The organism is Serratia sp. LS-1 (genome assembly GCF_003719595.1).
Lineage (GTDB): Bacteria > Pseudomonadota > Gammaproteobacteria > Enterobacterales > Enterobacteriaceae > Serratia > Serratia ureilytica.
In genome coordinates this window covers 1,893,955-1,906,929 of sequence record NZ_CP033504.1, presented here as the reverse complement: position 1 = coordinate 1,906,929, position 12,975 = coordinate 1,893,955, and the positions used below count along the sequence as shown (strand labels likewise).

The 12,975-nt window shown below is 65.2% G+C and carries 7 protein-coding genes; 5 read left to right on the top strand and 2 right to left on the bottom strand.

Annotated features, from left to right (window positions below):
* Positions 1 to 25: 25 nt before the first annotated feature.
* The 3 genes from EDY99_RS09275 to entS are packed head-to-tail and all read left to right on the top strand — an operon-like array spanning position 26 to position 10,154.
* Positions 26 to 250 carry an MbtH family protein gene (locus EDY99_RS09275; RefSeq protein WP_033643114.1) on the top strand — a complete coding sequence of 75 codons (225 nt, stop codon included), beginning with the start codon at positions 26 to 28 and terminating at the stop codon, positions 248 to 250.
* 51 nt (positions 251 to 301) lie between these two features.
* Positions 302 to 8,812 (top strand): non-ribosomal peptide synthetase, encoded by an 8,511-nt coding sequence (locus EDY99_RS09270; protein ID WP_123061699.1) that lies wholly within the window; start codon positions 302 to 304, stop codon positions 8,810 to 8,812.
* 58 nt (positions 8,813 to 8,870) lie between these two features.
* Complete coding sequence (gene entS / locus EDY99_RS09265; protein ID WP_033650373.1) at positions 8,871 to 10,154, top strand: enterobactin transporter EntS; 1,284 nt, start codon at positions 8,871 to 8,873, stop codon at positions 10,152 to 10,154.
* Between the two features lie 4 nt (positions 10,155 to 10,158).
* Here entS and EDY99_RS09260 read toward each other — a convergent pair whose 3' ends face one another.
* Positions 10,159 to 10,518 (bottom strand): helix-turn-helix domain-containing protein, encoded by a 360-nt coding sequence (locus EDY99_RS09260; protein ID WP_033643111.1) that lies wholly within the window; start codon positions 10,516 to 10,518, stop codon positions 10,159 to 10,161.
* A 101-nt stretch (positions 10,519 to 10,619) separates the two neighbouring features.
* Here EDY99_RS09260 and EDY99_RS09255 point away from each other — a divergent pair, with 101 nt between their 5' ends.
* The gene (locus EDY99_RS09255; protein WP_033643110.1) at positions 10,620 to 11,174 is read left to right on the top strand and encodes an NAD(P)H-dependent oxidoreductase; all 555 of its coding nucleotides are present in this window, start codon (positions 10,620 to 10,622) and stop codon (positions 11,172 to 11,174) included.
* Positions 11,175 to 11,211: 37 nt separating this feature from the next.
* On the opposite strand, the gene EDY99_RS09250 is transcribed toward EDY99_RS09255, so the two are convergent.
* Positions 11,212 to 11,988 carry an NAD(P)H-dependent oxidoreductase gene (locus tag EDY99_RS09250; RefSeq protein WP_033643109.1) on the bottom strand — a complete coding sequence of 259 codons (777 nt, stop codon included), beginning with the start codon at positions 11,986 to 11,988 and terminating at the stop codon, positions 11,212 to 11,214.
* A gap of 84 nt (positions 11,989 to 12,072) precedes the next feature.
* On the opposite strand from EDY99_RS09250, the gene EDY99_RS09245 reads away from it, so the two are divergent.
* Positions 12,073 to 12,966, top strand: a complete 894-nt coding sequence (locus tag EDY99_RS09245; protein ID WP_033643108.1) for a LysR family transcriptional regulator — start codon at positions 12,073 to 12,075, stop codon at positions 12,964 to 12,966.
* Positions 12,967 to 12,975: the final 9 nt, after the last annotated feature.

The window sequence follows — 12,975 nt, the reverse complement described above, 5'->3', positions numbered from 1 at the left end:
ACATTTTGACAGACAGGTAAGGCAAATGACTCAGGAACAACAAAACCCGTTCGATGACGAAAGTCTCCGTTTCTCCGTGTTGGTCAACGCGCAACAGCAGTACTCGCTGTGGCCGCAGTTTGCCGATACGCCGCCGGGATGGCGCGTGTTGATGGGGCCGGCGTCGCGCGGTGAATGTATCGACTATATCGAAGCGCACTGGCAGGACATGCGGCCGGCGTCGTTGAAAGCGGCGGATGCGCCGCGTTAATCGCCGCACAGCCACATCGCTACATTCCGTTTGAGGAAAAGGACAGACACCATGTCAGAAACGCTTTCTTTGCCGGATACTCAGGTCGAGTATCGGGATTATCCGCTGGTTGCGGCGCAACCGGGGATCTGGATTGCCGACCAAATCGCGCTGCGGCGCAACAGCTTCGCCGTGGCGCACTACACCGAACTGCACGGTGATATCGATCGTTCGGCGCTGGAGCGCGCGATTCGCCAGGGACTGGCGGAGGCGGATACGGTTCAGGCGCGCTTCTTTGAGGCACAGGACGGCCAGCCGGTGCAACGTTTACCGCTGAACGCGGATCCCGCGCGGGTGCTGGCGCCGGAGTGGTTTGACTTCAGCGCGCGGCCAGACGCCGAGCAGGCGGCGCTGGCGCTGATGCACGACGATCTGGCGCAGGATCTGCCCGCGGACGACGAGCGCCCGCTCTATCGCCATGCGGTGATCCGCATCAGCGCCGATCGCTGGTTCTGGTACCAGCGCTTTCATCATCTGACCCTGGACGGCTTCAGCTTCGAGGCCATCACCCGCCGGATCGCCGATATCTACCGCGCGCTGCGCCACGGGCTGTCGCCGGCGGCCTCGCCGTTTACCCCGTTCGGCAAGGTGGTGGAAGAGTTTCAGCAATGGCAAACGTCGCCCGCACGCCAGCGGGCGGCCGAATTCTGGCGGCAGCATCTGCGCGATCTGCCGTCGCCGCTGTCATTGGCGACGGAAAACCGCGAGGTCGAACCGGGCGCTCGGCCGCTCAAACAGGCGCTGGTGCTGCCGGAGTCGCTGTTTGACGAAGCGCTGCGCGATGCAGCGCTGCAGTCGTTGCAACCGGCCGATATCGTCACGGCGGCGCTGGCGATGTATCTGGCGCGCATGAGCGGCGAAACCCGGCTCTCCATCGGTTTTCCTTTCATGCGCCGCATGGGCTCGCAGGCGCTGGCGGCGATCGGCCCGGTGGTTAACGTGCTGCCGCTGCTGCTGAACGTGACGCCGGAGATGTCGCTGGCGGACGTCTGCCAGGCCACCGCGGCGGAAATCAAACAGGTGCGGCGCCATCAACGCTATGAGGCGGAGCAGATCAAACGCGATCTCGGCCTGGTCGGCGGCCATCAGGAGCTGTACGGCCCGGTGGTCAACGTCAAGGTTTACCACAGCGCCTTGTCCTTCGACGGTCAAGCGGCCGTTACCCATACGCTGGCGATGGGGCCGGTCGACGACCTCGAGTTTGAGATCGGTTTTCGAAGCGGCGTGCTGACGCTGTCGTTGGTGGCCAACCCGGCCAAATACGCGCCGCGCACCTTGCAAGGCCATGCGGAGCGCATTGGCCATTGGCTGCAGCAACTGGCGCGGCGGCCGCATCAGCCGAACGGTCAACTGGCGCTGGTCAGCGAAGGGGAGCTGCGCCAACTCGCGGCCTGGGGGCGCGGCGCTGAGCTGACGCCGCCGGCGGGCATGGTGTCGATCATGGACGCTTTCCAGCGTCAGGTTGAGCGACAGCCCGAGGCGTTGGCGGTGACCTGCGGCGATGTGCGCCTCAGCTACCGTCAACTCAGTGAACGGGTGATGCAACTGGGGCGCGTGCTGATCGAAAGCGGCATCGGCGCCGAAGACGTGGTCGCCATCGGCATTCCGCGCTCGGTGGACACGCTGGTCGCGCTGTTTGGCGTGTTGGCCAGCGGCGCGGCCTATATGCCGCTCGATCTGGATTATCCGCGTGAACGTCTGGCGCTGATGTGCGACGACGCGCGGCCGGTGATGCTGCTGACCCACAGCGACACGCGGGCCAACATGCCGGATCTGCCGCAGATCATGTGCCTCGATGAGGCGCAATGCCGGGCGCGCTGCGCGGCCGCCGAGGCCGCGCCGATATCGGACGAAGAGCGGCGCGCGCCGCTGAACGAGGCGCATCTGGCCTACATGATTTACACCTCCGGTTCGACCGGCAAACCCAAAGGCGTGATGTCCACGCACCGCGGGCTGCTGAACCTGTTCTTGTCGCATCAGGCCTCGCTGTTCGGCCCGGCGATTGAAAAATTCCAGGCTCGCCGCGGGCGGCGTCTGCGCGCCGGGCATACCGCTTCGTTCTCTTTCGACTCCTCCTGGGAGCCGCTGTTCTGCATGATGATGGGCAGCGAACTGGTTATCTTCGATGAAGAGCTGCGCCGCGACCCCTGGGCGTTGCTCGAACAGACCCAACAGACCCCGATCGATCTGCTGGACATCACGCCGTCGTTCCTCTCGCAGTTGGTGGATTGCGGCCTGCTGAAGGGACAGTTTCCGCTGCCGGCGTTTGTGATGATCGGCGGCGAGGCGGCGACACCGACGCTGTGGAACCTGATGCGGCAGCATCCGGAAGTCGAGATCCATAACTATTACGGCCCGTCCGAATACACCGTCGATACCCTCGGCGCGCCGGTCACGGCCGCAGACCAGCCGGTGATCGGGCGCCCCCTGGCCAATACCGAAGTCTGGCTGCTCGACAGTCGCCTGCAGCCGGTGCCGATCGGCGCGGCGGGGGAACTGTACATTTCAGGCAAGGGCATCGCGCGCGGTTACCTGCGCCGCCCGGATCTGACGGCGGCGCGCTTTGTCGCCAATCCGTTCGCCGACGGCGAGGTGATGTACCGCAGCGGCGATCTGATGCGTTGGAGCGCGGACGGCCAGCTGGTGTTCATTGGCCGTACCGATCACCAAATCAAGGTGCGCGGCTTCCGCGTCGAGCTGGGTGAAGTGGAGAGCGCGCTGGCTGCCTTGCCGGACGTGGGGCGGGCGGTGGTGATCGCCGAGCCGATCGGCGCTACCTATCGCCTGATCGGTTACTGCTCGGTGCAGGATGACGCGCGGCGCGCCTCACCCGCGCTGCAGAGCGAGCTGCTGGGGCAGTTGGCGCAGCGTCTGCCGGATTACATGGTGCCGGCGATCCTGGTGGTGATGCCGGAGCTGCCGCTTAACGTTAACGGCAAGATTGACCGTCAGGCGCTGCCCAAACCGCAGGAGACGCTGGCGCAAAGCCTGCGCGAGCCGGCCACCGAGCAGGAAAGGCTGATTTGCCGCGCCATGGCGCAGCTGTTGGGGATGGAGCGCGTCGGTGCCGACGACGATTTCTTCGCGCTCGGCGGCGACAGCATCTCGGCGATGGGGCTGGGCACCGCCCTGCGGCGCAACGGGTATCTGCTGCGGCCGCGTGAGATCTTCGCGCTGCACACCCCCGCGCGCATGGCGCAGGCGATGCAGCCGCTGGCCGTTGGATCTCAGGCCGCGCGCAGCGTGCAGCAAGGCCCGATCGACGGGCTGCCGATCCTGCACTGGTTTGCCGAGACGGGCGACATGCATCGTCTCTTCGCGCACGGCGTTTTCCTGCGCGTGCCTGCCGAATTGCAACCGGCACAGCTGCGTTATGCGTTGGAACAGCTGCGTACGGCACACCCGGCGCTGGGCGCGCGGATCCGCGACGGCCAGTTGGTGGTTGAAACCGCCGCCGCCGGTGAATTGATGCAGCGTCATCCCGTATCCGGCGATCTGGAAACCGCGGCGGAACAGGCGTTTGATGCCGCGCTGGCGCGCCTCAATCCGGCCGAGGGCAGCATGATGCAGGCCATCTTGTTACAGCGTGACGGGCAGAGCCTCGGGCTGGTGCTGGCGATCCACCACCTGGTGGTTGACGGCGTTTCCTGGCGCATCCTGCTCGACGAACTGCGGCAAGCGGCCGACAGCGCCATGCAGGGGCAGCCGATCGCGCTGCCGCCGGAGGAAACCTCGCTCTATGAGTGGTCCGCGCGTTTACGGGCCGACGCCGAACGCCGGGAAACCGAGCTGCCGTTCTGGCGGCAGATGCTGGCGGACGGCGTGCCGCGCTTGGGGCGACGCGCGCTGGATCCGCAGACCGATCGTCTCGCTTCGGTGAGCGAACGGCGCACGCTGCTCGACAGCCGGCTGACCGCCGCGCTGCTGGGCGCCTTGCCGCAGGGATACCGCGCTCAGGTCGAAGAGATCATGCTGTGCGCGCTGGCGCTGGCCTGCCGGCGTCATTTCCAGGCCGCTTCGCTGCGTTTTTCGCTGGAGTCGCACGGCCGCGCCGAACTGGACGATAGCCTCGATCTGGCGCGCACCGTCGGGTGGCTGACGGCGGAGTACCCGCTGTGCATCGAACTGCATGACGCCGAACACCACGAGGCCGTGCGCGCGGTGAAACGGGTGACGCGCGCGGTGGCCGATCGCGGCATCGGCTATGGTCAACTGCGCTATTTGCATCCGCAGCGTGACGAACTGGCCGCGCTGGCGCAGCGCAATGCGCCGGAGATTTTGTTCAACTACCTCGGGCGCTTCGGCCAGGATGAGGGACACTGGACGCCGCAGCGCAGCCGGACCCGTTTCCGCGACGCCTTCGCAGTGGCGCAGGATACGCAGCAGGCGCTGTGTTACGGGCTGGAAGTGAACATCTTTGTCGAAGAGCGGCGCGACGGCGCGTGTCTGGCGATCAACTGGAGCTGGCTGGAGGCCATCTTCAGCGCGAGCGACATCGAGGCGCTGCATAGGGGCATCGAGCAGGCCGTGCGTGCGCTGTGCGAGTTTGCTGAACGGCATCCCGAACGCGCAGCGGCAACGTTGACGGCGGCCGAGATCGCCCAACCGAACGTCGACGATGAAACGCTGCGCGCCTGGGAGCGGGAGTATGGGCCGTTGGCCGATGCGCTACCGCTGTTGCCCTTGCAGCACGGCTTGCTGTTCCATGCCCAGACGGCGCAGCAGGGCGGCAGTTATAACTCGCTGACGCGCCTGAGCCTCTGCGGCGAACTGGACGCGCCACGGCTCCAGCAGGCGCTGGATGCGGTGATCCGCCGCCATCCGCAGCTGGCCGCCCGGTTCAACCGCGAGGGCGAACCGCTGCAGCTGATACCGCAGGAAAGCCATTGGCCGCTGGACAGCCACAGGCTGCCGCCGCTGTCCGCCGAACAAGAAATGCAGGCGCTGAATGAGCTGGAGCAGGAAGAACTGCGGCGCGATCTGTTTAATCAGCCGGGCGCAATGCTGCACGCGCGGCTGGTCAAACACGGCGACAGTGAACGCTACACGCTGTTCCTCAATGCCCACCACCTGATCGTCGATGGCTGGTCGACGCCGGTGGTGCTCAACGATCTGATGCTCGCATTGCGTGAAGGGATAACGGCGTTGCCGCCGCTGCGTTCGAACTATGCCGATATCGTGCGCCGCCTGGCCGCGCGGGATGCCGACGCCTCGCGCCGCATCTGGCGCGAGACGCTGCAGGACGTGCGGCCAACGCTGCTGTTTGGCGAGGCTCAGGACGACCGCGTGTTTGAGCTGGAAATGACGCTGCCGCCGGCGGAGGAACAGCGTTTGCTGACCCTGTGCCGCGAACGCGGGCTGACGCTCAATACCGTGATGCAGGGCATCTGGGCGCTGCAGCTGGCCGGCTGTTGCGGCCATCAGGACGTGGTGTTCGGCTCGCCGGTTTCCGGGCGGTTTGGCCAGATCGACGGCGTGGAAGAGCACGTTGGCCTGTTCAGCAACACGCTGCCGGTACGCGTACGGCTGGAAAACGGCCGGCCGTTGACGGAACAGCTGACCGCTCTGCAACACCGGCAGATTGAACTGCTGGAGCACGACGATTTGGGATTGGGTGAGATCCAGCACCTGGCCGGCGCGGGCACGCTGTTCGATACGCTGTTGGTGGTGGAGAACTACCCGGACAACGATGCCTTGCTCGGCGGCACAGGTTCCCTGCGCTGCGACGCCATCCGCAACAAAGGCTATACCCACTATCCGCTGACGTTGCTGGTGCTGCCTGGCGAGCGTCTGCGTCTGCTGATGGAGTACCGTGACTCGGTGCCGCAGCCTGAACGCTTCGCCGCGCGGCTGATGGCGCTGCTGCAACAATGGATTGCGCAACCGGATCTGCCGTTGCCGCGCTGGCAATTGCAAACCCCGCAGGAACAGGCGTTGATCGCGGCGGTCAACCGCACCGCACAGGCGGTAGCGGACACCACCTTGCATCAGGCGATCGCCGATCAAGCTCGGCGCACGCCGGAACGCATCGCGTTGCAGGATGCCGGGCACACCCTCAGCTACCGTGACATGCAGCGCCAGGCCGCGCTGTTGGCCGAACAGCTGACGGCGGCGGGCATTCAGCCGGGCGATATCGTCGCGGTGGCGTTGCCGCGTTCCGTGCGCCTCAGCCTGGCGCTGACGGCGATTGTGCAAACCGGCGCCGCCTGGCTGCCGCTGGATACCGGTTACCCGGATGAGCGTCTGGCCTACATGGTGGCAGACGCCAAGCCACGGCTGATTATCACCGAGAGCGCCTTGGATGCCCGTTTTGCCGCGCTGGCGCCGACGTTGCGGTTCGATGCGCTGGACGACAGCGGGCGCGAACCGATGCAGCGCGCACCGGCGGGGAACGGCGATTATCCCGCCTACGTCCTGTATACCTCGGGCTCTACCGGGCGGCCGAAAGGGGTGGTGGTGAACCACCGGGCGATCGTCAACCGTCTGTTCTGGATGCAGCATGAGTATTCGCTCGATGCGCAGGACGTGGTATTGCAGAAAACGCCGTGCAGCTTCGACGTTTCCGTCTGGGAGTTCTTCTGGCCGCTGATGGTCGGCGCGCGCCTGGTGATGGCGCCGCCGGAGGCGCACCGCGATCCGCAGGCGCTGACGACGTTGATCGACGACTATGGCGTAACCACGCTGCATTTCGTTCCGTCCATGTTGGCTATCTGGGTTGAGGCGCTGAACGAACGTGCGCCGCAGCGCGCCGCCGCCAGCCTGAAACGCGTGTTCTGCAGCGGTGAGGCGTTGTCGTGTGAACTGGCATCCCGCTACCAGGCGTTGGTCGCCGCGCCGCTGCATAACCTGTATGGCCCGACGGAGGCGGCGGTTGATGTCACCTATCAACCGGCGTCCGGCGAGGCATTGGCGGCGGTGAGCGGCGCCGGCGTGCCGATCGGCAAACCGGTCTGGAATACCCAACTGAGCATTCTCGACGCCATGCTGCGGCCGGTGCCCGTCGGCTGCGCCGGCGATCTCTACCTGCGCGGCATTCAGCTGGCCGACGGCTATCTGCATCGGCCGGGATTGACGGCGCAGCGGTTTGTCGCCGATCCCGCCGGCAACGGGGCGCGCATGTATCGCACCGGCGATATCGCCCGCTGGCTGGAAGACGGCAGCGTCGAGTATTTGGGGCGCAGCGACGATCAGCTGAAGATCCGCGGCCAGCGCATCGAACTGGGCGAAATCGAACAGGCGCTGCTGGCGCAGCCGGGAGTAGCGCAGGCGGCGGTGCACGCCATCGAACTGGGTGAGGGCGCGACGGGGCTGGGCGGCGCCGATATGCGGCAGTTGGTCGCCTGGCTGATCGCCCAGCCGGGCGTGACGCTGGATACCGCCGTCCTGCATCAGGCGCTGGAGGCGCGTTTGCCGGCGCACATGATGCCGGTCAGCTATGTCATGACCGACAGCTTCCCGCTCAGCGCCAGCGGCAAGCTGGATCGCAAAGCGTTGCCTCGGCCGCAGCTGAGCCCGCAGAGCGGCCGCGTGCCGCACGGCGACAGCGAGCGCCTGCTGGCGGCGCTGTTCAGCGAACTGCTGGGGCGCGAGACGGTGTATGCCGACGACGACTTCTTCGCGTTGGGCGGCCACTCGCTGCTGGCGATGCGCCTGGCGGCGGAGCTGCGTCGGCGCGTCACCCGGCCGTTGAGCGTCGGGCAGATCATGTTCGCCCGCAGTCTGGAGAAAATGGCGCACCTGCTCGATGATGCGCAGGCCGCCGGCTCGGCCGAGAGCCGCGGCGTCGGCGAGTGCCTGCAGCTGCGGGCGGGCCAAGGCCCGGCGCTGTTCTGCCTGCATCCGGCTTCCGGTTTCGCCTGGCAGTACTCGGGGCTGAGCCGGTATCTGCCGGGGAGTTACCCGATCATCGGTCTGCAGTCGCCAAGACCGGACGGCGTCATCGCCACCTGTGAGGACATTGAGCAGATGGTCGATCGTCATCTCGCCACTCTGCGCCGCCTGCAGCCGCAGGGGCCTTACTACCTGCTGGGCTATTCGCTCGGCGGCACGCTGGCGCATTCGATGGCCGCGCGTCTGCAGCAGCAGGGTGAAGAGGTGGCGTTCCTCGGCATGCTGGATACCTATCCGCCGGAAGGCCAGGACTGGACCGGCCCCACCGAGGAAGAGGCGCAGAAGGAGGTGGCGCAGGAACAGGCCGAGTTTATGGCGGAAGATCATGGCGATCCGACGCTGATGGCGGAGAAGGCGGCGATGTTCGACAGCATCGTCGCCAACTATCGTGACGCGGTGCGCCTTCTTTCTCAGGCGCGCAGTCAGCGTTTCCACGGCACGGCGACGCTGTTTGTCGCCGATCGGACGCTGCCGCCATTGATGGACATCAACGCCGTGTGGGCGCCGTATCTGGATCGGCTGATCTGTCATCACCAAGGTTGCGAGCACGCGGACATTCTGTCGCCGGCCTCGCTGGAGACGCTAGGGCCGCTATTGCATTCGCTGCTGACGCGGCAATACGGGTTGGTATAACGCAACCGGGCCGGGGCGTGCGCCACGGCCCGTACTAAAACATGATATGCAGGACACTATGGCCAGACCTTCTTTTTTTCTTGATTTCAGTTTGCTGAGAAGCAATGCGCATTTTCGTGCGATTTTCTGCGCCCGCATGCTGTCGGTGTTTTCACTCGGCATGCTGGCGGTGGGGGTGCCGATTCAGATCCAGGCGATGACCGGCTCCACGTTGCAGGTGGGCGTGGCGGTGGCGCTGGACGGCGTAGGCATGTTTATCGGCCTGATGTTGGGCGGGGTGCTCGCCGATCGCTACGATCGCCGCAAGCTGATCCTGTTCGCGCGCGGCACCTGCGGGCTGGGCTTTGTCGCCCTGAGTCTGAATGCCTTCGCGCCGGCCCCGTCGCTGTGGGCGCTCTATCTGCTGGCGGCGTGGGACGGGTTCTTCGGCGCGCTCGGCATGACGGCGCTGATGGCGGTGATCCCGCTGCTGGTCGGGCGCGAAAACCTGGCGGCGGCGGGGGCCTTGAGCATGGTGACGGTGCGCATCGGCGCGATCCTGGCGCCGGCGCTGGGGGGGATCATCATCGTGTTCGGCGGCGTCGGTCTCGCTTTCGCCGTCGCGGCGGCAGGGACGCTGGGCACCCTGGTCCCGCTGGTGCGCCTGCCGACGCTGCTGCCGCAGCAGCAGGAGCCGGAACACCCGCTGCGCGCGCTCGCCAGCGGCTTCCAGTTTGTCTGGCGCAATAAGGTGGTCGGCTCGGTGGTGTTGCTGGGGATGTTGATGAGCATCGTCGGCGCCGTCAGGGTACTGTTTCCGGCGCTGGCGCAGGACGCTTACCACGTCGGCGCGTCCTCTATTGGCCTGATGTACTCCGCAGTGCCGCTCGGTGCGATGCTGGGCGCGCTGACCAGCGGCTGGGTGGGGCGTTTCCCTCGCCCTGGGGTGCTGATCCTGATCGCCGCTATCGTCGCGTTCACCGCCATCGCGTCACTGGGGCTGTTCAGCCATCTGGCGCCGGCGCTGCTGGCGCTGGTGTGCTACGGCTACGCGAATGCCATCGCCTCGCTCTTGCAGTTCATGCTGATCCAGAGCAATACGCCGGATCATCTGCTGGGGCGGGTGAATAGCCTCGGCACCGCGCAGGACGTGACCGGCGATTCGATCGGCGCGCTGGGGCTCGGCGTACTGGGCAGGGTATTTACCCCGTTGATGAGCGTGCTGTCGTTTGGCGCATTCGCCGCCTTGCTGGGCGTGCTGGTGGCCTTCAGCGTGCGCACGCTGCGCCAGTGCCGGCCGGCGGACGCGTTGGTTGAGCACGATGAGCCGGCTCCGGCAACCTCAGCAGCGGCGGACAACTGACCCCTCACGGCGCCGGCTGTTCCGGCCGGTGCCGCTCCCCCCAGTCGCACATCATGTCGATCACCGGGATCAGCGAACGCCCGCGCTCGGACAGGCTGTACTCCACCTTGGGCGGGATCTGCGGATACTCCTTTCTCACCACCAGACGGTCTTTTTCCAGCTCTTTCAACGTCGAGCTCAGCGTCTTATACGAAATGGTGCCGATGCAGCGCTGCAGTTCGTTGAAGCGCAATACCGGCTTATACAACGCCAGCCAGTAGAGAATAATCATTTTGTATTTACCGTTGATCACCGACAGGGTGTAGCCATAACCGGTGTCTTCAAGGCTGATGCCCGTAGGGCTGCAGTGGGATTCGGCGGTCATTTACACTTTCTCCAGGGTAAGTATGTGTCGTGAGTGTGCGTATTTTACATTCTGTCAGCATACCCTAAGATGCGTCGAAACACCTGACTGGAGAGATCAGTATGAAAACGTTGGTGGTAGTGACACATCCCGATATGGCGAACTCGGTGGTCAACAAACGTTGGCTGGAGGAACTGCGGCGCTATCCGGCGCTGTATACCGTGCACGAACTGCATCAGGCCTATCCGGACTGGCAGATCGACGTCGCCAAAGAACAGCAGTTGATTGAAGCGCATGACAACATCGTGCTGCAGTTCCCGATTTACTGGTTCAGCAGCCCGCCGCTGCTGAAAAAATGGCTGGACGACGTGCTCACCTACGGCTGGGCCTACGGTTCTCGCAGTGGCTATAAGATGCAGAACAAGAAACTGGCGCTGGCGGTCACGGCGGGCGTGCGCGCAGAAGATTACGCGCGTGAAGGGCGTTATCGCTACTCGCTGGAGGAGATCTTCCGGCCGTTTGAAGTGACCGCCGATTATGTGCGGGCCGACTATGCTTCGTTCTTTGCCTTTTACGGCAAGGAAGCCGCTTCGGACGGGACGGCAGAGCAGGTTCAGCAACACGAGTTGGACAGCAGCGCGCAGGGCTATCGGGCATTTCTCGCCGCCCTGAATTAAGGGCACGCCCCGGATGCGCCCGGGCGTGCGCATCCGGCTACTCGATGTGAACGCCGAAACCGTCTTGCCCCGGCGCGAGATGCGCTTTCAGCGTCAGCTGCGGGATCAGATAGTCACCGGCGTTCTGCCGCCGGAAGCGGATTGGCTCGGCGTTCCACAGATTATCCAGCCGCTGCCCGAGCTGCTCGCACAGGGCGGCAAAGCGTGCCTCATCGGTTTTGCCGGCGCGGTAGGTGACGAACGGCGGCAGCACCTCGAACCCTGGGTAGTGCAGCATGCCGTGCTGGATCGGGAACAGGATATCGTCGATCGGCCCGTTGATGCCGCGCGGGGCGTAATGGGACTCCCAGCCGCCGGCGGTGACGATCAGCATCGCCCGTTTGCCCGCCAGCGTCCCCTCGCCGTAACGGTCACCCCAATGGGTGTCGGAATGCTCACCGACGCCGTAGGCAAAACCATAGGCATAGACACGCTCGAACCAGCCTTTGAGGATCGCCGGCATCGAGAACCACCACAGCGGAAACTGCAGCAGCACCACGTCCGCCCAGCGCAATTTTTGCTGCTCCCGTTCGATATCGGCGCTCTGCACGCCGTTAGCAAACGCGCGCTGCGAATCCAGCGAAGGATCGAAACGGGGCCCTGATGCGCCTTCCAGGCTGTCGTCGGCGTCAAGCGCCGCTTTCCACTTCATGGCGTACAGATCGGACACCTGTACCTGATGGCCGGCCTGCGCCAGGCGATCAACGGCGAAGTTTTTCAGTGAGCCGGTCAGCGACAGCGGCTCCGGGTGGGCGTAAACAATCAGCACATTCATAACAGCTCTCCTTGGTGTGAGAGCTGCAGGTTAGGGCGTTAGTCGGTATATTAGAAATGAATTACCGTTATCCCAGGTATAACCATGAATAATTTAAGGCGGCTGGATCTCAACCTGCTGGTGACGCTCGACGCGCTGCTGGCGGAGCACAACGTCACGCGCGCGGCGCAGCGGCTCAATTTCTCCCAGCCGGCGGTCAGCGTGCACCTCGCCAAACTGCGGGCGATCTTTGACGATCCGCTGCTGTTGCCCGGCCCGCGCGGCATGCGCCCGACCGCCAGAGCGGAGCAGCTGCGGGAACCGTTACGTCAGGCATTGGCGGCGCTCGAGTTGGCGGTGACGCCGGCGACGCCGTTCGATCCCGCCGTGGCGACCGATACCTGGCGCGTGGCCGCCTTCGACTACGGCGAATCCACCATCGTGCTGCCGGCGCTGAACGGTTTGCGCACGGCGGCGCCGGGCACCCGGCTGGCGGTGCTGGAAATCCCGCCGTCACGCATCGCCAAACGGGCGGAACAGGGGGAGATCGATCTGGCGTTTCACACCCGCGAAGGGGCGCCGCCCGGTCTGCGTCAGCGCACGCTGTTCAGTGAACGCTATGTGCTGGTGGGCCGGGTCGGCCACCCCAAGCTGCATGCCAGGCTGACGCCGGCGCAATTTTGCCAATTGGAGCAGGTGATGGTCTCGCCGGACGGCGGCGGGTTCTATGGCATGACCGACAGGGCGTTGGCGGACGTGGGGCTGACGCGGCGGGTGGTGCTTTCCGTGCCACATTTTCTGTTCGTTATCTCGGTGCTGACGCAGTCCGATTTGGTGGCGATGCTGCCGGAGCGGCTGGTGCGCAACCAGCCTTTATTACAACGGCTCGAGCCGCCGCTGGCGGTGCCGGGCTTTGAAATGACCATGCTGTGGCACGAACGATCGCACCGGGATCCCGCTCACCGGTGGCTGCGCGAACATATCGTGCGTTCAGTGTGAGCGGGTTGG

Bases quoted from the DNA above. Each gene is read 5' to 3' on its own strand.
- EDY99_RS09275 (WP_033643114.1), top strand. From the start codon at position 26: ATGACTCAGGAACAACAAAACCCGTTCGATGACGAAAGTCTCCGTTTC.
- EDY99_RS09255 (WP_033643110.1), top strand. From the start codon at position 10,620: ATGAAAACGTTGGTGGTAGTGACACATCCCGATATGGCGAACTCGGTG.
- EDY99_RS09245 (WP_033643108.1), top strand. From the start codon at position 12,073: ATGAATAATTTAAGGCGGCTGGATCTCAACCTGCTGGTGACGCTCGAC.
- EDY99_RS09270 (WP_123061699.1), top strand. From the start codon at position 302: ATGTCAGAAACGCTTTCTTTGCCGGATACTCAGGTCGAGTATCGGGAT.
- EDY99_RS09260 (WP_033643111.1), bottom strand. From the start codon at position 10,518: ATGACCGCCGAATCCCACTGCAGCCCTACGGGCATCAGCCTTGAAGAC.
- entS (WP_033650373.1), top strand. From the start codon at position 8,871: ATGGCCAGACCTTCTTTTTTTCTTGATTTCAGTTTGCTGAGAAGCAAT.
- EDY99_RS09250 (WP_033643109.1), bottom strand. From the start codon at position 11,988: ATGAATGTGCTGATTGTTTACGCCCACCCGGAGCCGCTGTCGCTGACC.